22 protein-coding genes are annotated in these 20,633 nt (G+C 71.0%); 10 read left to right on the top strand and 12 right to left on the bottom strand.

The window, feature by feature from the left end:
* The first annotated feature begins 13 nt into the window (after positions 1-13).
* From tatA to lnt, 4 genes are read left to right on the top strand one after another with little or no spacing between them, the layout of a single operon-like run.
* Positions 14-271, top strand: coding sequence for a Sec-independent protein translocase subunit TatA (gene tatA / locus P0L94_05495; protein WES65521.1), 258 nt, complete (start codon positions 14-16; stop codon positions 269-271).
* Positions 272-279: 8 nt separating this feature from the next.
* Positions 280-1,101 carry a twin-arginine translocase subunit TatC gene (gene tatC / locus P0L94_05490; protein ID WES65520.1) on the top strand — a complete coding sequence of 274 codons (822 nt, stop codon included), beginning with the start codon at positions 280-282 and terminating at the stop codon, positions 1,099-1,101.
* Complete coding sequence (locus tag P0L94_05485) at positions 1,098-3,587, top strand: DEAD/DEAH box helicase (GenBank protein WES65519.1); 2,490 nt, start codon at positions 1,098-1,100, stop codon at positions 3,585-3,587. Before tatC ends, P0L94_05485 begins: the two co-directional genes overlap by 4 nt.
* A 42-nt stretch (positions 3,588-3,629) precedes the next feature.
* A complete protein-coding gene (gene lnt, locus P0L94_05480; protein ID WES65518.1) occupies positions 3,630-5,210 on the top strand; it encodes an apolipoprotein N-acyltransferase in 1,581 nt (526 codons plus the stop codon).
* A gap of 3 nt (positions 5,211-5,213) precedes the next feature.
* Here the strand turns inward: lnt and P0L94_05475 are convergent, their stop codons facing one another.
* The 4 genes from P0L94_05475 to P0L94_05460 all read right to left on the bottom strand — a co-directional run bounded on the left by P0L94_05475 (position 5,214) and on the right by P0L94_05460 (position 8,083).
* The gene (locus tag P0L94_05475; protein WES65517.1) at positions 5,214-5,594 is read right to left on the bottom strand and encodes an RNA polymerase-binding protein RbpA; all 381 of its coding nucleotides are present in this window, start codon (positions 5,592-5,594) and stop codon (positions 5,214-5,216) included.
* Positions 5,595-5,708: 114 nt separating this feature from the next.
* Positions 5,709-6,536 (bottom strand): glycerophosphodiester phosphodiesterase family protein, encoded by an 828-nt coding sequence (locus tag P0L94_05470; protein ID WES65516.1) that lies wholly within the window; start codon positions 6,534-6,536, stop codon positions 5,709-5,711.
* Complete coding sequence (locus P0L94_05465) at positions 6,523-7,587, bottom strand: SPFH/Band 7/PHB domain protein (GenBank protein WES65515.1); 1,065 nt, start codon at positions 7,585-7,587, stop codon at positions 6,523-6,525. Before P0L94_05465 ends, P0L94_05470 begins: the two co-directional genes overlap by 14 nt.
* Positions 7,580-8,083, bottom strand: a complete 504-nt coding sequence (locus P0L94_05460; GenBank protein WES65514.1) for an NfeD family protein — start codon at positions 8,081-8,083, stop codon at positions 7,580-7,582. Before P0L94_05460 ends, P0L94_05465 begins: the two co-directional genes overlap by 8 nt.
* Positions 8,084-8,204: 121 nt before the next feature.
* Here P0L94_05460 and P0L94_05455 point away from each other — a divergent pair, with 121 nt between their 5' ends.
* Both P0L94_05455 and P0L94_05450 read left to right on the top strand, forming a co-directional pair.
* Positions 8,205-8,969, top strand: coding sequence for an SDR family oxidoreductase (locus P0L94_05455; GenBank protein WES65513.1), 765 nt, complete (start codon positions 8,205-8,207; stop codon positions 8,967-8,969).
* Between the two features lie 2 nt (positions 8,970-8,971).
* Positions 8,972-10,963 carry a S9 family peptidase gene (locus tag P0L94_05450; protein ID WES65512.1) on the top strand — a complete coding sequence of 664 codons (1,992 nt, stop codon included), beginning with the start codon at positions 8,972-8,974 and terminating at the stop codon, positions 10,961-10,963.
* A gap of 54 nt (positions 10,964-11,017) precedes the next feature.
* On the opposite strand, the gene P0L94_05445 is transcribed toward P0L94_05450, so the two are convergent.
* Complete coding sequence (locus P0L94_05445) at positions 11,018-11,575, bottom strand: DUF308 domain-containing protein (GenBank protein WES65511.1); 558 nt, start codon at positions 11,573-11,575, stop codon at positions 11,018-11,020.
* A 167-nt stretch (positions 11,576-11,742) separates the two neighbouring features.
* Complete coding sequence (locus tag P0L94_05440; GenBank protein ID WES65510.1) at positions 11,743-12,663, bottom strand: AEC family transporter; 921 nt, start codon at positions 12,661-12,663, stop codon at positions 11,743-11,745.
* A 90-nt stretch (positions 12,664-12,753) separates the two neighbouring features.
* Here P0L94_05440 and P0L94_05435 point away from each other — a divergent pair, with 90 nt between their 5' ends.
* Positions 12,754-13,008 carry a type II toxin-antitoxin system VapB family antitoxin gene (locus tag P0L94_05435; protein WES65509.1) on the top strand — a complete coding sequence of 85 codons (255 nt, stop codon included), beginning with the start codon at positions 12,754-12,756 and terminating at the stop codon, positions 13,006-13,008.
* A gap of 8 nt (positions 13,009-13,016) precedes the next feature.
* Positions 13,017-13,406: a type II toxin-antitoxin system VapC family toxin gene (locus P0L94_05430; protein WES65508.1), complete on the top strand. Its 390-nt coding sequence runs from the start codon at positions 13,017-13,019 to the stop codon at positions 13,404-13,406.
* A 162-nt stretch (positions 13,407-13,568) separates the two neighbouring features.
* Here P0L94_05430 and P0L94_05425 read toward each other — a convergent pair whose 3' ends face one another.
* The 6 genes from P0L94_05425 to P0L94_05400 all read right to left on the bottom strand — a co-directional run bounded on the left by P0L94_05425 (position 13,569) and on the right by P0L94_05400 (position 18,656).
* Positions 13,569-14,327, bottom strand: coding sequence for an MBL fold metallo-hydrolase (locus P0L94_05425; GenBank protein ID WES65507.1), 759 nt, complete (start codon positions 14,325-14,327; stop codon positions 13,569-13,571).
* A 110-nt stretch (positions 14,328-14,437) separates the two neighbouring features.
* Positions 14,438-16,108 carry a SulP family inorganic anion transporter gene (locus P0L94_05420; GenBank protein ID WES65506.1) on the bottom strand — a complete coding sequence of 557 codons (1,671 nt, stop codon included), beginning with the start codon at positions 16,106-16,108 and terminating at the stop codon, positions 14,438-14,440.
* The gene (locus tag P0L94_05415; GenBank protein WES65505.1) at positions 16,105-16,482 is read right to left on the bottom strand and encodes a metalloregulator ArsR/SmtB family transcription factor; all 378 of its coding nucleotides are present in this window, start codon (positions 16,480-16,482) and stop codon (positions 16,105-16,107) included. The genes P0L94_05420 and P0L94_05415 overlap by 4 nt, the downstream gene beginning before the upstream one ends.
* A gap of 79 nt (positions 16,483-16,561) precedes the next feature.
* Entirely contained in the window at positions 16,562-17,308 is a 747-nt protein-coding gene (locus tag P0L94_05410) for an SUMF1/EgtB/PvdO family nonheme iron enzyme (protein ID WES65504.1), read from the bottom strand.
* A 41-nt stretch (positions 17,309-17,349) separates the two neighbouring features.
* Positions 17,350-18,327, bottom strand: coding sequence for a cysteine synthase family protein (locus tag P0L94_05405; protein WES65503.1), 978 nt, complete (start codon positions 18,325-18,327; stop codon positions 17,350-17,352).
* A 65-nt stretch (positions 18,328-18,392) separates the two neighbouring features.
* The gene (locus tag P0L94_05400) at positions 18,393-18,656 is read right to left on the bottom strand and encodes a DUF6458 family protein (protein WES65502.1); all 264 of its coding nucleotides are present in this window, start codon (positions 18,654-18,656) and stop codon (positions 18,393-18,395) included.
* A 174-nt stretch (positions 18,657-18,830) separates the two neighbouring features.
* On the opposite strand from P0L94_05400, the gene P0L94_05395 reads away from it, so the two are divergent.
* Together P0L94_05395 and P0L94_05390 are read left to right on the top strand one after the other, a co-directional pair.
* Complete coding sequence (locus P0L94_05395) at positions 18,831-19,745, top strand: pseudouridine-5'-phosphate glycosidase (protein WES65501.1); 915 nt, start codon at positions 18,831-18,833, stop codon at positions 19,743-19,745.
* Positions 19,742-20,578, top strand: a complete 837-nt coding sequence (locus P0L94_05390) for a PfkB family carbohydrate kinase (GenBank protein WES65500.1) — start codon at positions 19,742-19,744, stop codon at positions 20,576-20,578. The genes P0L94_05395 and P0L94_05390 overlap by 4 nt, the downstream gene beginning before the upstream one ends.
* Positions 20,579-20,633: the final 55 nt, after the last annotated feature.

The raw sequence follows: 20,633 nt of genomic DNA, 5'->3' as shown, positions 1-20,633 counted from the left end.
CGAAAGGAACTCCATGGGTATTCAAGGCTGGCAGTGGCTTCTCATCCTGGCCGTCATCCTGCTCCTGTTCGGCGCGGCGAAGCTGCCCGCGCTCGCGAAGAGCATGGGCCAGTCCGCCCGCGTCTTCAAGGGCGAGATGAAGGCCATGAAGGACGAAGACGCCGCTGCCAAGGACGACGCCGGCGACCAGACGAAGGTCGCCACGTCGGAGGCGGCGGAGCCTGCGCGACCTGACGCAGGCGGCGCAAGCGGCTCCAGCAGCAGCAGCTGAGCCGCGTGGTGACGGCGGGACCGCCGCGGGTGGAGGACGATCCCGACGCGCCGCGGCGCGACAAGCGCATGTCGCTCGGGGCTCACCTCGTCGAGCTCAAGAAGCGGCTGATCATCTCCGCGATCGCCCTCGTCGTGGGGATGGTCGTGGCATTCATCATCACCGACCCGGTTCTGGCGCTGATCACAGAGCCCATCCGCCAGGTGGCGGAGGTGCGCGGCGACGAGTCGCGCGTCGAGCTCATGTTCAGCACGGTGGCGTCGGGCTTCGACCTGCGTCTGCGCATGTCGATCGCGATCGGACTCCTGCTGTCCGCGCCGGTGTGGATCTGGCAGGCGTGGGCGTTCGTGGTCCCCGGGCTCACGCGCAAGGAGATCAAGTACACGATCGGCTTCGTCGGAGCAGCGGTGCCGCTGTTCTTCCTCGGAGCCGCGACCGGCCTGTGGGTCATGCCGAACATCGTGCGGCTCATGGCGCAGTTCGTCCCCGAGGGTGCGGCGGCGTTCTACGACGCCTCGTACTACTACGACTTCGTGTTCAAGCTCCTGCTGTTCGTCGGCGTCGCCTACGTGCTGCCGGTGTTCCTCGTCGCGCTCAACTTCGCCGGGATCGTGTCGGGCCGCGCGATCCTCAAGGGCTGGCGGGTCGCGGTCATCGTCTCGATCGTGTTCGCGGCGCTCGCGACACCTCCCGCCGACGTCGCCACGACGTTCCTGCTGGCGGGCATCATGATGGTGCTGTTCTTCGCCGCAGCGGGCATCTCGCTGCTCTTCGACCGCCGGCGACGCAAGCGCGACGCGACGCTGCTCCCGCCCGAGTCCGGCGCATGAGCGAGCCCGGCCCGGGCGAGCGCTACGCTCGGGCCCGGGCGAAAGCCGTCGCCGATCGCGAGCATCCCGTCACGGCCGACTTCGCGGCCTCCCAGCGGTTCGAGCTGGACGAGTTCCAGCTCGCCGGATGCCGTGCTCTGGAGTCCGGCCACGGCGTGCTGGTCGCCGCGCCGACCGGCGCGGGCAAGACGATCGTCGGCGAGTTCGCGATCCACCTCGCGATGCGCGAGCCGGGGGACAAGGCGTTCTACACGACGCCGATGAAGGCGCTGTCCAACCAGAAGTTCCGCGAGCTCCAGGCCGTGTACGGTGCGGACGAGGTGGGCCTGCTCACGGGCGACACCAACATCAACGCGTCGGCGCGCATCGTCGTGATGACCACCGAGGTCCTGCGCAACATGCTGTACGCCGACTCGCCGGCCCTGCGGGGGCTGCGCTACGTCGTGATGGACGAGGTGCACTACCTCGCCGACCGCTTCCGCGGCGCGGTGTGGGAGGAGGTCATCATCCACCTGCCGCGCGCGGTGCGGCTCATCGCGCTGTCGGCGACCGTCTCGAACGCCGAGGAGTTCGGCGACTGGCTCGACACGGTGCGCGGCGACACCGAGGTGATCGTGTCGGAGATCCGTCCCGTCCCGCTCGAGCAGCACGTGCTGGTGCGCGACGACCTGCTGCCGCTGTTCGACGACCGCGCCGGCGTCGCGACGGCGCAGGTGAACCAGGAGCTGATGCGCATCCGCTCCTTCAAAGGAGCGAACTTCGAGCGAAACCGCGGAGCGCAGTCGGCGCGCAGCGGCGGTCATCGCGACGGATACGGGTCGCGCCGGCCGAACCGGGGCGGACGCCGCCCGGTGCGGGCCGCGAACGTCCAGCGCATCGAGCGCATCGACCGGCCCGACGTCATCCGGCTGCTCGGCCGCGCCAATCTGCTCCCCGCGATCTTCTTCATCTTCAGCCGGGCCGGCTGCGACGCCGCCGTCCAGCAGGTGCGCCGGGGCGGAGTGCGGCTGACGTCGGCCGAGGAGCGTCGCGAGATCCGCGAGACCGCCGAGCTGCGGATGCGGACGCTCCCCGACGAAGACCTCGCCGTGCTCGGCTACTGGGAGTGGCTCGACAACCTCGAGCGGGGCGTCGCGGCCCACCACGCGGGACTCCTCCCGGCCTTCAAGGAGGTCGTGGAGGAGCTCTTCCAGCGCAAGCTCCTCAAGGCCGTCTTCGCCACCGAGACACTGGCGCTGGGCATCAACATGCCAGCGCGGACGGTCGTGCTCGAGAAGCTCGAGAAGTTCAACGGCGAAGCCCGCGTGGCCATCACGTCGGGGGAGTACACCCAGCTGACCGGTCGCGCCGGCCGCCGCGGCATCGACGTGGAGGGCCACGCCGTCATCCAGTGGACCGAGGGGCTGGATCCGCAGGCGGTCGCCGCGCTGGCGTCCCGGCGCACGTATCCGCTCAACTCCAGCTTCCGGCCCACGTACAACATGGCCGTCAATCTCATCGACCAATTCGGGCGCCCCCGCGCGCGCGAGGTGCTGGAGTCATCGTTCGCGCAGTTCCAGGCCGATCGGTCGGTGGTCGGGCTCGCCCGCGAGGTGAAGGAGAAGGAGGAGTCGCTCGCCGGGTACCAGGACGCGATGTCCTGCGACCGCGGGGACTTCGCCGCGTACTCCTCGATCCGCCGCGAGCTGAGCGACCTGGAGAAGGTCAACCGCAAGGACGCCGGCGCGTCGCGCGCGACCCGAGATCAGCGCCAGAAGCAGATCGCGAGTCTGCGGAAGCGCATGCAGCGGCATCCGTGCCATCAGTGCCCCGATCGCGAGCACCACGCGCGGTGGGCCGAGCGCTACTGGCGGCTGCGCCGCGACGTGGAGCGCACGCGGCGGCAGATCCAGAACCGCACCGGAACCGTCGCGCGCGTGTTCGACCGCGTCGTCGACGTGCTGACCGAGGTCGACTACGTGGCGGTCGACGACGAGGGCAGGACCGTCCTCACCGACGCCGGCCGCACGATGCGCCGGATCTACGGCGAGCGCGACCTGCTCGTGGCCGAGAGCCTGCGCCAGGGGCTGTGGCGGACGCTGGACGCGCCGTCGCTGGCCGCCCTGGCGTGCTGCCTCGTGTACGAACCGCGCCGAGACGAGACCGGCGAGCGATCGCTGCCGCGGGGTGCGTTCCGCCTCGCGCTCACCGCGACGCAGGAGCTGTGGGCGCGGCTGGACGACCTCGAGCGCGATCATCACCTTCCCGGCTCCGAGCCGGTCGCTGCGGGGCTCGCGCAGGCGATGCACTCGTGGGCGCGCGGTGCTGCGCTCGACCGCGTCCTCATCGAGGCCGACATGGCAGCGGGCGACTTCGTGCGGTGGGCGAAGCAGACGATCGATCTGCTGGATCAGCTCTCGCTCGTGGCAGCCCCCGAGGTCGCGACGACGGCCCGGCGCGCGCTGGACCAGGTCCGGCGCGGCATCGTGGCCTACACGTCGGTGTAGCGGCGACCTGCGGGCCCTTCACGGGCACGTAGGCTCGAAGGCATGCCCCCCTCGCCGAGTCGGCGCCCGCGCCCGGTCCTGCCCCTGTGGTTCGCCGTCATGGCCGCGGTCGTCGGCGGCCTTCTGCTGGATCTGTCGTTCCCCGACGTCGGATGGTGGCCGCTCGCGGTCGTGGGCGTGGGACTGTCGCTCGTGGGGCTGATCGGTCGCAGTCTGTGGGGATCGGTCCTTGTCGGCTTCGTCTTCGGCGCCACGTTCTACTTCACGCACATCGTGTGGATCACCCGTTACCTCGGGCTGATCCCGTGGTTCGCCCTGGCCGGCATCGAGACGGTCTTCCTGGCCGTGGGATCCATCCTCCTCACGCTGGCGTACCGGTGGATGCCGCAGTTCTCCACGTCGCTGTGGACGCGTCTCCTCCTGCTGCCGGCGCTCGTGGCGGGGCTGTGGACGGCGCGTGAGCAGTTCATGGGCTCGTGGCCCTACACCGGCTTCCCGTGGGGACGGATCGGCATGAGCCAGTCCGAGAGCCCGCTCGCCCACATCGCGTCGTGGCTCGGCGTATCGGGCCTGACCTTCCTGATGGTCTTCTTCGCCGCGGCGGTCATCGAGTGGCTGCGCGTCGGGCGGCTGCGAGATGTGCGGACGGCGGTGCCGGCCGCCGGTCTCGCCGTGCTGCTGCTGGCGGTGCCGGCGTTCCCCACGAGCCCCGCCGGCACGCTGCGGGTCGGCGCGGTCCAGGGCAACGGCCCGAGCGGCTACTTCGACGAGCGCGCGCGCAACGCGGTGCTCGACGCCCAGCTCGAGGCGACGGTGCCGCTCATCGGCGAGGACGTCGACGTGCTGCTGTGGCCCGAAGGCGGCATCGATTCCGACCCGCTGTCGAATGACGCCACCGCGTCGGTCCTGGACGCCGTCTCCGAGCGGCTGGACGCGCCGCTGGTCGTCAACGCCGCCACGACACGCGGCGACGACACGTTCAACACCTCGATCCACTGGATCGCGGGCGAGGGTGCGGTGCAGATCCACGACAAGCGCAATCCTGTGCCGATGGGGGAGTACGTCCCCGATCGCTGGTTCTACGAGATGATCGTGCCCGACCTCATCGGACTCATCCAGCGCGAGTACACGCCGGGGACGAATCCGCCGTTCTTCGACGTGGACGGCGTGGGCGTGGGCCTGGCGATCTGCTTCGACGTCATCTACGACGACGTCATCTGGGAGGGCGCCGCAGACGGTGCCCAGGTGTACATGTTCCAGACGAACAACGCCGACTTCCGCGACACCGACGAGAACCTGCAGCAGCTCGCCTTCGCCCGCATGCGCGCGATCGAGACGGGGCGGTCGGTCGTGAACATCTCGACGGTCGGCACCAGCCAGGTCATCGCCCCCGACGGGTCGACGCTGGAGTCGCTGGGCGCGGGCGAGGCGGGGCACATGCTGACCGACGTCCCGCTGCGGACGGGGCTGACCCCCGCTGTGCTGATCGGCCCGGGCGTGCAGGCCGTCCTCGGGTGGGGCAGCGTGATCTGGCTGGCCGCGCTCGGATTCGTGCTGCGATTCCGCCGCTGGAACAAGAAGACGCCGGCCCCCGAGGGGACCGGCGCTGCGCAGGAGGGCTGAGCCTCAGGCGCTGATCTTGTCGGCTTCGGCCGCCTTGCCGCCGCGACGCTCGCGCAGCAGCGCGAGCCGCTCCTCGAGAAGCTCTTCGAGCTCGGGGATCGTGCGGCGCTCGAGCAGCATGTCCCAGTGACTGCGGGGAGTCTTGTCGCCCGAGTGGTCGACCGTGGCGGTGCTGTCGCCGATGCGAAGCAGCGCCTCGGCGCCGCACGTGCGGCACTCCCAGGCCTCAGGGACCTCTGCGTCTGCCGCGAAGGTCAGGGTCGTGTCTCGTCCGCAGGACGAGCACGAGTAGATGTGCTGTGCGCGCTCATGGAAAACGACGCCCTCTTCGCTCTGTAGGCTCGAGGCGCCGAGTCGGATGCCGCGCAGACTGCGGTCTGCCATTGTGTGGTCCTCTCGTCGCTGTACAGGTATAACGGAGCGACCTGTGCGGATCATCCGAACGACGCCGTTCGCCGACGGTTTCACAGCCGATCCCCAGCGGTTCACGCACCCGGGCTAGCGCGGCGCGGAATCGGGACGCGCGACGACCTCGAGCGCGACGTCGGCGCGGTCGGTCACGATGCCGTCGACGCCGGCGGCGAGCAGCCGCTCCATGTCCTCTGCGGCGTTGACGGTCCACACGTGGACCTCGACGCCGGACGCGTGCGCCATGTCGATCAGACGCGGGCTCACCACGCGGATGCGTCCCTGCCGCTCGGGGATCTGAAGGGCGTCGACGCCGCGCAGCACACGCGTCGCGAGCGCGCGCGATCGCAGGGACACGGCCGCGAGCAGGCGGGCGATCGTGGCAGACCCCGGCGACGTCGCCGGAAGGACGCCCCCGCGCACGCCGGCGTCCGCGGCCGCGGCGAGGGCGGCGCGTCGTCGCGTGTCGGAGAAGCTCGTCAGCAGCACGCGCTCGGCGTGTCGAGCGACGATGCGGCCGACGCTCTCCGCGGCGGCCGGTGCCTTCACGTCGAGGTTGAAGCGCGATTCCGGAAAGGACTCCAAGGCCTGCGTGAGCGTGATCAGACCGCCGCGGTCTGCCATGAGGTCGGCGAGCTCGCGCGCCGTGACGTCCGCGACGCGACGCGGATCGTCGGCGACGCGGGCGAGGTCGTCGTCGTGGAAGAGCACGACCTCGCCGTCGAAGGTGACGTGGCAGTCCGATTCGATGTACTGCACGCCGGCGGCGTGTGCGGCGGCGACGGCGAGGAAGGAGTTCTCGGCCACGCCGCCCGCGGCGTCCTCGTCCGTCACGAGGCCTCGATGGGCGAGCACGCGGGGGCGGTCTCCGGCGAAGTACGGGTGCGGTGCCGTGCCGCGCCCGTCAGCCTCGCGCATCGGGCGGTGCCGCGGCCCCGGGGGTCGCCTTGCGGGCCTCCGTGGCGATGTCGTCGGCGGCCGAGGCCGCCTGCATCGCCGCCGCCACCGCCTCCTCGGCACCGGCGGAGGAGACCGGTGCGCTTGCGCGCTCCGGTCGCGGGGCCGTCGGCTTCGCCTGTCCGGCGAACGCCTCGCCGATGCCCTTGAGCGCCTCGGTGAACTCGCTCGGGATGATCCACATCTTGCTCGAGGCGCTGTCGGCGATCTTGGGGAGCGTCTGCAGGTACTGGTAGGCCAGCAGCTTGTCGTCGGGGTCGCCGGCGTGGATGGCGTTGAAGACCATCTGGATCGCCTCGGACTCGCCGGCGGCGCGCAGCACGGCGGCCTGCTTGTCACCCTCGGCACGCAGGATCTCGGCCTGCCGGCGTCCTTCCGCCTCGAGGATCTGGGACTGCTTGGATCCTTCGGCGGTGAGGATCGCGGCGCGACGATCGCGCTCCGCGCGCATCTGCTTCTCCATCGAGTCCTGGATCGACAGCGGCGGATCGATCGCCTTCAGCTCGACGCGCGAGACGCGCAGACCCCACTTGCCGGTCGCCTCGTCGAGGACGAGACGGAGCTGGCCGTTGATGTTGTCGCGGCTGGTGAGGGCCTCTTCCAGGTTGAGCCCGCCGACGACGTTGCGCAGCGTCGTCGTGGTCAGCTGCTCGACGGCGCTGAGGTAGTTGGCGATCTCGTACGTCGCGGCGCGCGCGTCGGTCACCTGGAAGTACACGACGGTGTCGATCGACACCACCAGGTTGTCCTCGGTGATGACCGGCTGCGGGGGGAAGGACACGACCTGCTCGCGCATGTCGACGAGGGGGCGGAGCCGGTCGATGAACGGCACCAGGAGATTCAGCCCCGGTCGCAGCGTGCGCTGGTACCGCCCGAGCCGCTCGACGACTCCGGCATAGGCCTGCGGGATGATGCGGATCGAGCGGAAGATCACCACCACGACGAAGATCGCGATGACGATCAGCAGGATGATGATGAAGATCTGGCCGATGAAGCCCCCGATGTCAACCATCGTCGTCCGTCCTTTCGTAGGCGGCGGGCCGGGCACCCGCCGGTGAGACCTCCACGGTCGCTCCGTGGACGGCCACGACGACGGCACGGTCGCCGACGCCGAGGGCGGCATCCGGAGTCCCGTGCGCCAGCCTGGCGGTCCAGGTCTCGCCGTTGTCGAGCTTGACCGACCCTGCGCCGTCCGAGAAGGGTGCGATCACGCGCGCGCCCATGCCGAAGATCGCGTCGACGTTGGTGGCGACCGGCTTCGAGCTGCGGCGCAGCGCGCGCAGCAGCAGGGGCCGGATCGTGAAGAGCAGCAGCCCCGAGATCGCCGCCGCCATCCCGACCTGGAGCCACCACGGACCGCCGAGCAGGTTGACGCCGAGCCCCCCGACGAGGCTGCCGACGGCCAGCATGAGGAAGGTGAATTCGAGGGTGACCAGTTCGATGATGACGAAGAGGAACGCCAGGGCGAGCCAGAGGATCCACATCCACTGCGTCAGATCCGGAAGCATCGCGGTCCTTTCCGAGGCCCTTGCGATGACACTACCAACCGCAGCACCCGGAGGGCCGGTTGATAGTGTCGTTTCGGCCCGCCGTGCACGCGCGGGCGACGCACCCACCCAGGAGCACCTCATGACCCAGCCTCTCGCCCCGGCGTCCCTCGCCGGCCGCACCGCACTCGTGACCGGATCGTCGCGCGGCATCGGCGCCGACACCGCTCGCTACCTCGCCCAGGCGGGGGCGAACGTCGTCATCAACTACCGCAACAAGGCGCCGCGCGCCGAGAAGCTCGCGACCGAGCTGCGCGGCCTCGGCGTCGAGGCGCTCGTCGTCGGCGCCGACCTCACCGACCCCGCGTCGGTCCAGGCGATGTTCGACGCCGTGCGCGAGACGTTCGGCACCCTCGACATCCTCGTCCTCAACGCCTCGGGCGGCATGGAGTCCGGGATGGCCGAGGACTACGCCCTCGCCCTCAACCGCGACGCGCAGGTGAGCGTGCTGGAGACCGCGCTGCCGCTCATGGGCGCCGGATCGCGTGTCGTGTTCGTCACCAGCCACCAGGCTCACTTCATCCGCACCACCCCGACGATGCCCGAGTACGAGCCCGTGGCGCTGTCCAAGCGCGCGGGCGAGGACGCGCTGCGCGAGCGGATCCCGGCGCTGACCGAGAAGGGCGTCGAGTTCGTCGTCGTCTCCGGAGACATGATCGAGGGCACGATCACCGCGACCCTGCTCGAGCGGGCGAACCCCGGCGCGATCGCGTCGCGTCGGGAGTCCGCCGGCAAGCTCTACAACGTCTCGGAGTTCGCCGCCGAGGTCGCGCAGGCCGCGGTCGACCCGATTCCCGACGACAACACGCGTCTGGTCGGCGACACCGCCTCCTTCTCCGGCGAGTGACGATGCAGGCGACGGACATCGAGTCCCTCGTCGGCGTCGGACGCCCCGTCATCGCGGCGGACGGCTCGTTCGCGGTCTTCGCGACCTCGCGACCCGACATCGCCGCCAACAGCGCGGTGGGGCAGCTGTGGCGCATCGAGCTGCCCGAAGGCACCGCGCGGCGTCTGACCCGCGGCACGAAGGACTCCGCGCCCCGGCTCTCACCGGACGGCACGCGCATCGCGTTCCTGCGCGGCGATGCCAAGGGCCGTCCGCAGGTGTTCGCCGTCGATGCCGGGGGAGGGGAGCCCGTCCAGGCCACCGATTCCCCGCTCGGCGCCGGCGCGCCGACATGGTCGCCTGACGGGACGCTGATCGCGTTCACCGCGCGCATCCCCGAGGAGGGTCGCTACGGAGACGTCGAGGGCATGGAGCCCGACGCCGAGGCGCCACGGCGCATCACCGGCATCCGGTGGCATGCCAACGGCCTGGGGTACATCGCCGACCGTCCCGCGCACGTCTTCGTGGTCGATGCGCCCGACCCCGGCGCCGAGCCGGCGTACGAGCCGGCGCCGGCCGTCGTGCCGGCGGGGCAGACCGCCCCGGCGCGGCCCGTCGTGCCGACCGAGCCGCGGCAGCTCACCCAAGGCGACGCGTCGCACAGCGGCGCGGTGTTCATCGCCGACGGCACGGAGGTCCTGACGCTGGTGGACGAGATCGAGGACCGCACGCGCGATCTGCGATCTCGCGTGATCGCGGTGAGCGCCGACGGGTCCTCGCGGCGCACGGTGCTCGACCGCGACGCGAATCTGTCGGTCTCGGCGCTGGAGGTCGCGCCGGACGGCGCCGTCGCGGTCATCGCGGGCGACGTCGGCCCGTCGGGCGTGGACTTCGTCGCGGGCGCGGAGTCGCTGTACCTGATCGAGGATGGCCGGCCGCGGCTGATCGTCGACGGCGCATCGGTCGATCTCGGCGAGAGCGACGTCGTCGCGTCCGAGGACGGGTTCCTGGTGCGCGAGCGCTCGCGCGGGCGCGTGCGTCTGCTGCGGGCCTCGCGCGACGGCTCGGTCGCCGAGGTGCTCGGCGGCGACGTGGAGGTCTCGGGGCAGGACGCGGCCGGACCGCGCGTGGTCGCATCCGTCGCCTCCCCGACATCCTTCGGTGAGCTCGTGCTCGTCGAGTCCGGCTCCGCTCGCGTGCTCACCGACTTCGGCGCCGCCGCGCGCCGCGCCGGGACCGTCGTCCCGGGCGAGCTGACCATCACGGGCCGCGACGGCCATCCGGTGCACGGCTGGGTCGCCAAGCCGGCCGGCGACGGCCCGTTCCCCGTCGTGCTGCAGATCCACGGCGGACCGTACGCCGCATTCGGCGTGCACCTCTTCGACGAGACGCAGGTGCTCGTCGACGCCGGCTACGCCGTGGTGTACTGCAACCCCCGCGGCTCCGCGGGCTACGGCATCGAGCACGGTCGATGGATCCGTCAGGCGATGGGGACGGTCGACTTCGCCGACGTCATCGACTTCCTCGAGGGGGCGATCGGCGCCGACGATGCGCTCGACGGCGACCGCGTCGGGGTGATGGGGGGCTCATACGGCGGCTACCTCACCGCCTGGATCATCGCCCACGACCACCGCTTCGCGGGGGCGATCGTCGAGCGCGGCTTCCTCGACCCCGCGAGCTTCCAGGGCACCGCCGACATCGGGTCGTTCTTCGGCGACGAGTACGTCGGCGTGGATCCGGCCGCGATCGCCGCTCAGAGCCCGATGGCGGTCGTCGGGAACGTCCGGACGCCGACGCTCGTGCTCCACTCCGAACTCGACTTCCGCTGCCCGCTCGAGCAGGCCACGCGCTACTACTCGGCGCTCAAGCGCGGGGGAGTGGACGCCGAGATGCTGGTCTTCCCCGGAGAGGACCACGAACTGACCCGGGCGGGCCAGCCGCGGCATCGACTGCAGCGGTTCGACGCCGTGCTGGAGTGGTGGAGCAGACACCTGCCGGTCGTGCCGCCGGCGTGAACGAGCGAAGGGCCCCGGGGCGGATCCCCGGGGCCCTTCGCCGTGTCGACCGTGTCAGACGTTCTTGCCGAACGTGAACGCGCGCACGATCTGGATGATGCCGAGCACGACGAGCGAGATGCCCAGCAGCCACCAGAGCACGACGGCGCCCCAGATCGGCGAGAACAGCAGCACGATGCCGGCGATGATGCTGAGGATCGCGAAGAAGATCGTCCAGCCCTTCGACGACACATCGCCGAGCGTCGAGAGCGCCACGACGCCCTCGATGATCCACATGATGCCGACGAGGATGCCGAGGAAGATCGCGAGCCACGCGGTCGTCTGGCTGAGGTTCAGGAAGGCCACGACACCCGCGATGATGAACAGGATGCCGAGCGCGATGTGGCCGACGCGCGACCATCCGCCCTTCGTCTTCGAGAAGATGCCGAGTCCGGCATAGACCAGACCCGCGGCGATCGCGTAGATCGCGATGATCGCGGTGACCACCATGGCGGTCTTGCCGGGCCACACGAGGATGAGGATGCCGATGATGACGGCGAGCACGCCGCCGATGCCGAGAGCCGTCCGGACGGCGTTGACCGCGGACTTCTCGACCGAGGGTTCGGTGGACATGGGGGTCCTTTCTGAGAGTTCCCTGGGAATGATGCACTCGGAGTCTAGTGGCGCCCGGCACGCGAACGGGGGATCGAAGGTCCCGTGTCCTGTGTCGGGGCCGACGCGGCGGTGCCGGGGGAGCGGCTCGGGTGTCGCGGCGGGCCCCGCGGGGCGGACGACCGTGCTCATCCCAGCAGAACAGTGATCACGAGGATGACGGGAACGCACGCGATCGTCGTGAGGAAAACGGTATCCCGTGAGATCGTCTCGCCGAGGCCGTAGCGCTGCGAGTAGTTGAAGACGTTCTGCGCCGTCGGGAGGGCTGCGAGCACCGTCACGACGAGGGTGTCGTGGGCAGGCAGGCCGAAGATGAAATGCGCCACGGCCCACGCGACGAGGGGCATGGCGACGAGCTTGAGCAGGGTCGCCAGGACGATGTCGCGGCGTCGGCCGCTCGGGCCGAGCACGCGCTGGCCGTACAGCGACATTCCGTAGCTGATGAGCAGGACGGGCACGCACGCGTCGGCGATGAGCCGCAGCGGCTCGATGACGATCGGCGGGAACTCGAGCCCGCTCACCGACACGATCGCGCCGAGCGCGGAGCCGATCACGATGGGGTTGGTGACGGTGCGCACCAGCGTGCGGCCCGCAGATGAGCGCCCGAAGGCGACGGCGTCGAGCACCGCCATCGTGACGGGCGTGAACACCAGGAGCTGCATCAGGATGACCGGGGCCGGATATGCGGCGCTGCCGAGCAGATACAGCGACAGCGGGATGCCGATGTTGTTGGAGTTGACCTGGCCGGCGCTGAGCGCTCCGATGACGACGTCGCCGATCGACCGGTGCCACACGAAGCGCGCGACGACGATGAAGACGACGAAGGCCGCCACGGAGGCGATGAAGGACACCGGCAGCAGGGCCGAGAAGAGGGTGCGGACATCCGCCTCGGCGAGCACGACGAACAGCAGGAACGGCGACAGCACGAAGAACGTCAGGCGGGCCAGCACGGGACGCGCGTGCTCGCCGAGGAGATCGATGCGCCCGATGATGTAGCCCACGAGGATCGCGACACCGACCACGACGAAGCCGGTGAGCGAAGCGAGCATGCTCCGAGCCTAGAAGCCCGCGCGCGACGCCATCGCCATGAGTTTCTTCCTCAAGGGATGCTTTTCTTCCTCATCGGGTAGAATCTCGGCATGGCCCTCAACATCAAGGATCCGGAGACCGACCGGATCGCGCGCGAGCTTGCGGCTGCCACGGGGGAGAGCATCACCGTGGCGGCGCGCATCGCGATGGAGGAGCGGCTGCGCCGCGTGCGTGCGAGCGGCGCGGAGCAGGCTGTTCGCGATGAGCTCGATGCGATCATCGCGCGTGGGCGCAGCCGACGCAGTCTCGATGACCGCGGCGCGGATGAGATCGTCGGCTACGACGAGGATGGACTGCCGGCCTGATGGGCCTCGTGGCTGATACGTCCGCCCTCGTGGCCGTCGTCTTCGGCGAGGCCGACGCGCGCGCCTTCGCCTCGGTGCTCGCAGCCCACGCCGGTGACGTCAGCGTGAGCGCCGCCACCCTGGTCGAGGCGAGGATCGTCGTGGAGGGTCGGCAGGGCACGGAAGCGGCTGCCGACCTGGATCGGCTGCTCACGCGACTCGGCGCGCACGTGGTGGCGGTGGACGACGCGCAGGCTTCTCTCGCGACGTCGGCCTGGCGGCGCTTCGGGAAGGGCCGGCACGACGCGGGGCTGAACTTCGGTGACTGCTTCTCGTACGCGCTGTCCAAGCACCTCGACGTCCCGCTGCTGTACAAGGGCGACGACTTCTCGCGAACCGACGTCGCGTCGGCGATGTGAGCGCTCGAGAGGGATTCCCGCACGTGGCGCCGAAACCGCTGGAGCATGGTAATCGCCGATAATGCACATTATGTCAACTCGCGCCGGGAACCCGCGGCAGGCTCGCTCGCAGAGGGTTGCGAGCCCTCCCCTCGGCGCGTCCATCGCGTGCGCACGGCGCGTCTACCGGAGGTATTCCGCGATGAGTTCTCTCAGACGTCCTCCGCTGAAGCTCTCGCCGTGACCCGGATGCACGATGTCGACGTCAAGACGCGCCAGGCGGCGCATGCTCACCCGGTACTGGTCGACGTCGCTGCCGGCGAGGTCGTCGAGCAGGTCCTCGATCGGCTCGTAGACGACGTCGCCGGTGAAGAGGATGCGATTCCCTTCGTCCTGGAGTCCGATACTCCCCGGGGTATGACCGGGAAGGTGCAGAACGGTCAGGGTCCGCTCCCCCAGGTCGATCCGGTCGCCGTCCCGCAGGCGTCTCGTCGGGCGGACCGGGCGGAGCTCGTATCCGTCGATGTCGTAGCCGTCATGCGGAAGCGCCGTGAGCATGACCTCGGCCGGCCCGCCGTCACCCATCGCGTCCGTGCCGAGGATCTGCAGCAGACGGCTGCCGGAAAGCGTTCCCCGACCCGGCTCCTCGGTCGGCTCGCGCTCGTGCGCCCAGCACTCGGCGAACTCGTGGGCGGACCCCATGTGGTCGAGGTGAGCGTGGGACAGGATCGCCACGGGCTCCCGCCCGAACCGCGACACCAGTTCGTCGCGCAGCGAGAGCACTCCCAGGCCGGTGTCGAACACGACATCGACATCCCGCCCGCGCACGTGCCAGCTGTTCGCCGAGACCCACGGGTCGGCGTAGGGCTCCTCGATGCGCGTCACGCGGCTGTCGACGGGCGTCACCCGGAACCACGGTGAGACGACGGGGAGATCGCTCATCGTGTCCTCGTCCCCCGCAGATCGTCGTACGTCGACACGCAGTCATCGTGGCACACTCCGAGCGATGCCGCCGTCGGTCGTCGCCGTCGGCACCTCGCCGGACGCGGAGCTCAGGCCGCTTCGCGCTCGACGTGGCTGCGCGCGTGCGCGATCGCGTCCGGCAGCGTCGTGAACAGGTGCTTGTGGTGGCGCAGCGCGTCGAGGACGCCGACGGTGCGGAACAGCTCCTCATGGCCCTCGCGGACGCCCTTGATCAGCACGGTGACGCCGTCGCGCTCGAGACGCTGCACGATCTCGGTGAGGATGCGGGCGCCGGTGGCGTCGACGAGTTCGAGCTGCGACATCCGCAGGATCACGACCGACACTCCCCCGAGCGACGTGACCTCGCTCTCGACGCGGTCGGCGGCGGCGAAGAACAGGGGACCGTCCAGGCGCACGATCGCGATGCGCTCGTCCCCCGGCTGCGGCTCCCCCGCGATCTGCTCGCGGTGCACGCCGGTCGCCCGCGCCATGCTGCGGATCGCGAAGACGCCGGCGACAGCGATGCCGATCACGACGGCGACGATCAGGTCGACCGAGACGGTCACGATCGCGGTGATCACGAAGGCCGCGGCATCCGCCCTCGTCGACCGCAGGATCGACGACACCGTCGCCACATGCACCATGCGGACGGCCGTGACCATGAGGACGGCCGACAGTGCTGCGAGCGGGATCAGGCCCACCGGCTGCGCCACCGCGAGCACCACGATCAGCAGGACGAGCGCGTGCGTGACGGCGGCGATGCGCGTCCGGCCGCCGGCCCGGACGTTCACCGCCGTGCGGGCGATCGCGCCGGTGGCGGGCATGCCGCCGAACAGCCCCGCCGCGACCGACGCGAGGCCCTGCCCCACGAGCTCGCGGTCGGGGCTGTAGGGGCCGGTGTCGGCGAGGGATGCCGCCACCCGCGCCGACAGCAGCGACTCGATCGCCGCCAGCGCGGCGACGGTGACGGCGGGCAACGCGAGGGCCGAGAGGGTCGTGAGGTCCCACGCGGGGACCGCGGGTGCGGGCAGGGAGTGCGGCAGGTCGCCGATCACGCGCAGCGGCGACGGAACGACCAGCGAAAGCAGCGTCACCACGACGATGCCGACGAGCGACCCCGGGATCGCCCGATGCAGCCTCGGCAGCAGCAGCATGCACGCCGCCACGATCGCGACGGCGCCGAGCGACCACAGGAGGTACCCCGGATCGGCACCGACGACGGACTCCCCCGCTTCGACCGCGACGTTCGTGTGGGACGCACCGTGCGCCTCGGGGCTCGTGAGGGCGGGCACCTGCTGCAGGAAGATGATGACGGCGATGCCGAGGGTGAATCCCTCGATCACCGGCCACGGGATGAACGACACCGCCCGCCCCAGCCGGGTCGCGCCCGCCGCGAGGACGAGGATGCCGGCCATGACGCTCACGAGCGCGACCGCTCCCACCCCGTGCGACGCGACGATGGGCGCGAGCACGACCACCATAGCGCCGGTGGGACCCGACACCTGCACGTTCGAGCCCCCGAAGACGGCGGCGACGAACCCGGCGACGATCGCGGTGATGAGACCCGCCTCGGCTCCCGCGCCCGATGAGATCCCGAAGCCGAGAGCGAGCGGAAGGGCCACGATCCCGACCGTGACGCCGGCGATCAGGTCGCGGCGCCACGTCCGCTTCGCGGTGCGGTAGTCGTCGCCAGAGGGCAGCAGACTGCGCAGATGCGTGGCCATCCTGCGGACGGCCGAGGGCGCGGTGGCGTCCGTCACCGCGCCGGACCCGTGCCTGCGGCGATCTCCGGGAGCGATGCCGCATCCGCGAGCAGGCCCGTGTCGGCCTGCAGCAGGTCGATCAGAAGCCTGCGGGCGACGGCCAGAAGCTCGGCGACGTCCCGGTTCGCGAGCCGGTAGTAGACGTGGCTCCCCCGCCGCTCCGACGTGACCAGTCGGTGCCGCCGCAGGACCGCCAGATGCTGCGACAGGTGCGACGCCTCGAGACCGGTCTCGAGCTGAAGGTCGGCGACGCTGACCTCTGCCGCCGCGGAGAGCAGTTCGAGGATGCGGATGCGGAAGGGATGCGCGAGCCCCTTGAAGAGGTTCGCCTTGACCTCGTAGAGCGGGCGCTGCTCACTGCTGAATGGCATGATGAAGTCATCATATCGGGATCCCGGCGATCGGCCGCGCGTTCCTGAGTGCGGCGTCCCCCCCCCTGCGCGACGGCGGTCAGCGCTTTCGGGGCGTCCAGCCGGGCGGCAGCGGCGCCTCGGTCGCGGCCCGCTCGCGGTCGGCAGCCGCAGACCAGCCCTGGGCGGCATCCGTCGTGTCGAAACCGCCGCGGGCCAGCCGCACCCCGACGTCGTCGTGGTGCATGCGCGGCGCGCCGCCGCGTCGTGTCGATGCGCGGACGCTCCAGGCGTCGTCGGCGAACCCGCCGCCGCGGAACACGCGGTACTCGTCGTAGCGGGCGGGGTCGAGCAGGTCCCAGCACCACTCCCACACGTTCCCGAGCATGTCGAACACGCCGTTGAGATTCGGCAGCTTGCCCCCGACGGCCTGGGGCGACGTGACGCCGTCCGCGGCGGTCCACGCGACGTCCGGGAGCGGGCCGTAGTGCGCTCCCGTCGAACCGGCCCGGCACGCGAACTCCCACTCGGCTTCGGTCGGCAGGCGGAAGCCGTCGGCATCGACATGCCACGTCACGTCCTCGCCGTCGAACGTGTACGCGGGGTCGAGGCCCTCCCACTCCGAGGCCGCGTTGCACAGGTGCACCGCCCGCAGCCAGCTGACGTCGGTCGCGGGCTGGTTCGGATGCCGGGCCGATACGCCCAGCACCTCGGCGAGCTGCTCCTCGGTCACCGGGTAGACGCCGATCTCGAACGGCTCGAGGCTCACCGCCCGCCGCGTGCGGCGGCGGGCATCGTGCAGCGTCACCTCTCCCCCGGCGATGCGGGCCATCTCGAAGTCGGTCACCCGGGAACTCTAGTCGCCCGGGAACCGGCGGGCTCCGCGCGTCAGGGGTAGACCCGTCCGCCGAGGTACTTCAGCCCGCTGTCGCACGCGATGGTCACGACGCGGTGTCCCGGACCGAGCTCGGTGGCGATGTCGACGGCCGCCGCGACGTTGAGCCCGGTCGATGCGCCGCCGAAGATCCCCTCGGCGCGGGCGAGCAGCCGGCACATCTCGAAGGCGCGCTCCTGGTCGATCGTGCGCACCTGGTCGATCTGCTCCCGATCCACGAATGGCGGATCCGGGAAGACCGCGATCCCCTCCACCGCATGCGCGCCGCTGCGGCCCGTGGTCAGCAGGGGCGACTGCTCCGGTTCCAGCGCGACGACGGTGGGATCGATGCCGGCATCGCGCAGCCCTCCGAGGGTGCCCATGATCGCGCCGCCGGTGCCGACGGCGGCGCACAGCACGTCGACCGCGCCGTCGAGTGCGTCGGCGATCTCGGTCCCCAGGGGGCGGTATCCGCGGGGTACGTCCGATGAGCCGAACTGGTCGGCGTAGTGATGGCCCGGCTGCGCGGCGACCTCGTGGGCCCGCCGCCTCATCCGCTCCGCGAGCGCGGTCGAGATGAGCCCGTCGTCGCTGTGCTCGACGAGCACGGTCGCGCCGAAGGCCTCCATCGCCTGCTTCTTGCTCATGGAGAACGCGTCGGAGAAGATCGCCGTGAAGCCCATGCCCAGCACGCCGGCCACGAAAGCCAGCGATGTGCCGGTGCTGCCGCCGGTGTACTCGACGAGCGTGTCGCCGGGTGCGATCTCACCGCGGCCGAGCGCTCCCCGCACGAGCGACAGCGCCATCCGGTCCTTGTACGATCCCGTCGGGTTCGCCCCCTCGAGCTTGACCCAGACCTCCGCGGCGCCGGCCGGAACGACGGCGTCGAGCCGCACGATCGGCGTTCCTCCGATCGCCGAGAGCGCGCCCGGAAGCGCCGTCCGCCCGGCCGCCTGCTCCCCCACGTCGGCGACGCTACGGTACGCGGGCACGCCGCACAATGGCGGAGGGGCGGAGCCCGCAGGCCCCGCCCCTCCGTGTGGTCTTCGGTGCCGGCTCAGAGGCCGGCGGTGTCGTCCGTGGCGCTCGTGGACTGGCGCGTGACACGCTGGTTGCTGGCCGGGTCGACCTCGGTGCGCGTGACGGTCTCGCTCTGGCGGCGGCGGACCATGAGGACGATGCCGATCAGGAAGACGACGACCCCTGCGCCCATCAGGATGTAGCCGATCAGGTCGAGGTTGATCCACTGCACGTCCACGTTCACGGCGAACGCGAGGATGGCTCCGATGACGAACAGGACGATTCCGGTTCCGATGCTCATGCGAGGTTCCTTTCCGGGGCTGCGGGTGTGCTCCCCTGGGCTGGGGCGCTCGTGTGCGCCGCACAGCAGGATGCCAGGCCCGGTTCCGCCGGCCGCCGGGGGTTGACAAGTGGGCCGGGCCTGTGATCGCCCGACCGGTTCGTCGGTGGCACGCGGGTGCGGCAGGATGCATCTGTGAGCAGCCTTCATGTGTCCGACGAGGTGCGTGCGGCCGTCGCCGACGGCCGTGGCGTCCTCGCCCTCGAATCCACGATCTTCACCCACGGCCTGCCCCGGCCGCGCAACCTCGACGTCGCGCTGGAGGCCGATCGCCGTGTGCGCGATGCCGGTGTCGTCCCCGCCACCATCGGCGTCGTCGCCGGCGTGCCCACCGTGGGCATGACGACCGATGAGATCGAGCGGCTGTCGACCGATGACGACGTCGTGAAGGCCAGCGTGCGGGATCTGCCCGTCGCGATGGCCAAGGGACTGAGCGCCGGCACCACCGTGGCCGCGACGGCCTACCTCGCCCACCGCGCGGGGATCGAGGTCTTCTCGACGGGCGGGCTCGGGGGCGTCCACCGCGGCGCGGCCGAGACCTTCGACGAATCCGCCGATCTGCCCACGCTCGCGGGACTGCCCCTCGTCGTGGTCAGCGCGGGCGTGAAGTCCATCCTCGACATCCCGCTGACGCTCGAGCGGCTCGAGACCCTCGGCCTCACGGTGATCGGATACCGCACGACCGACTATCCCGGCTTCTACATCGCCGACTCCGGCTACGACATCGAGTACGCCGCCGACTCCCCCGAGGAGATCGCGCGCATGGTCAGGGCTCAGCACGAGCTCGGCCTGAGCTCGGCGATCCTCGTCGCCAACCCCGTCGGCACCGAAGCCCAGCTGCCCCCCGAGCTGCACGACGCCGTCCTCGAGCGGGCGCTGGCCGCTGCGGCAGCCGCGGGGGTGAGCGGGCACGACACGACCCCGTTCCTGCTCGAGACGATGCAGCGCGAGACCGGTGGGCGAAGCCTCGACGTCAACGTCGCCGTCTACCGGGGCAACGTCGGGCTGGGCACGCGCATCGCGCGCGCCCTCGCGGAGTCGCGAGGGTGATCGTCGTCGTCGGCGATCTGGTCGCAGATCTCGTCGTGCTCGGCCTCGGCCCGCTGGAGCGGGCCACAGACAACACCGCCCAGGTCACGCTGACCCGCGGCGGCAGCGCCGCGAACGTCGCGTCCGCGGTGGCGGCAGGCGGTGGCCGAGCGCGGTTCATCGGCCGTGTCGGCGGGGACCTGCTCGGCCGGATGCTGACAGAGGAGCTCGAGCGCGCCGGGGTGGACGTCCGGGTGCAGCGTTCGGGACGGACCGGCGCGATCGTCATCGTCGTCGACGACGACGGTGAGCGCACCATGATCACCGACCGCGCCGCGGCCGCCGAGCTCGAGGCGCTGGATGCGAGCTGGCTCGAGGGCGCCCGCTGGCTGCACGTGCCGCTGTACGGCATGCTGGCGCCCGCGTCGCGCACGGCGATCGCGCATGCCGTGGCGGCCCTCCCCGGCGACGTGCCGGTCAGTGTCGATCTGTCGAGCACGTCGACCCTGCGCGAGCTGGGCGCGGGCGCCGTCGCCGCCGCGGTCGACGACCTGCGTCCCTCGGTCGTGTTCGCCAATGCGGACGAGGCCGCGTGGATCGATGACGCCGATGTCGCGATCCCCGGCACGTTCGTCGTCAAGCGCGGAGCGGAACCGGTCCTGGTGCGCGAGGGCGACCACGTCGAGATGGTGCCCGTGCCCCCGGTGGACGGCATCGTCGACACGACCGGAGCCGGCGACGCCTTCGCGGCGGGCTACATCCTCGCCGCCGTCGAGGGGGCCGCTGCCCCCGAAGCGGTGCGCGCCGGCGCAGAGGGCGCCCGCGCAGCGCTGGTGCGCGCGGGCGCCCTCTGAGCCCTTTGCGGCCCATCGACAGCGGCCAGGGCGACGTCGCACCCGGCGCGTACGG

The sequence above is a fragment of the Microbacter sp. GSS18 genome, assembly GCA_029319145.1.
GTDB lineage: Bacteria > Actinomycetota > Actinomycetes > Actinomycetales > Microbacteriaceae > Microbacterium.
This window is presented reverse-complemented; position numbering and strand designations above follow the sequence as displayed.

Coding starts and splice junctions, on each gene's coding strand:
- P0L94_05460 (WES65514.1), bottom strand. CDS start 8,083: ATGCTTCCGGATCTGACGCAGTGGATGTGGATCCTCTGGCTCGCCCTG.
- lnt (WES65518.1), top strand. CDS start 3,630: ATGCCCCCCTCGCCGAGTCGGCGCCCGCGCCCGGTCCTGCCCCTGTGG.
- P0L94_05425 (WES65507.1), bottom strand. CDS start 14,327: ATGAGCGATCTCCCCGTCGTCTCACCGTGGTTCCGGGTGACGCCCGTC.
- P0L94_05485 (WES65519.1), top strand. CDS start 1,098: ATGAGCGAGCCCGGCCCGGGCGAGCGCTACGCTCGGGCCCGGGCGAAA.
- P0L94_05415 (WES65505.1), bottom strand. CDS start 16,482: ATGCCATTCAGCAGTGAGCAGCGCCCGCTCTACGAGGTCAAGGCGAAC.
- P0L94_05470 (WES65516.1), bottom strand. CDS start 6,536: ATGCGCGAGGCTGACGGGCGCGGCACGGCACCGCACCCGTACTTCGCC.
- P0L94_05400 (WES65502.1), bottom strand. CDS start 18,656: ATGAGCATCGGAACCGGAATCGTCCTGTTCGTCATCGGAGCCATCCTC.
- P0L94_05445 (WES65511.1), bottom strand. CDS start 11,575: ATGTCCACCGAACCCTCGGTCGAGAAGTCCGCGGTCAACGCCGTCCGG.
- tatA (WES65521.1), top strand. CDS start 14: ATGGGTATTCAAGGCTGGCAGTGGCTTCTCATCCTGGCCGTCATCCTG.
- P0L94_05435 (WES65509.1), top strand. CDS start 12,754: ATGGCCCTCAACATCAAGGATCCGGAGACCGACCGGATCGCGCGCGAG.
- P0L94_05440 (WES65510.1), bottom strand. CDS start 12,663: ATGCTCGCTTCGCTCACCGGCTTCGTCGTGGTCGGTGTCGCGATCCTC.
- P0L94_05455 (WES65513.1), top strand. CDS start 8,205: ATGACCCAGCCTCTCGCCCCGGCGTCCCTCGCCGGCCGCACCGCACTC.
- P0L94_05475 (WES65517.1), bottom strand. CDS start 5,594: ATGGCAGACCGCAGTCTGCGCGGCATCCGACTCGGCGCCTCGAGCCTA.
- P0L94_05450 (WES65512.1), top strand. CDS start 8,972: ATGCAGGCGACGGACATCGAGTCCCTCGTCGGCGTCGGACGCCCCGTC.
- P0L94_05465 (WES65515.1), bottom strand. CDS start 7,587: ATGGTTGACATCGGGGGCTTCATCGGCCAGATCTTCATCATCATCCTG.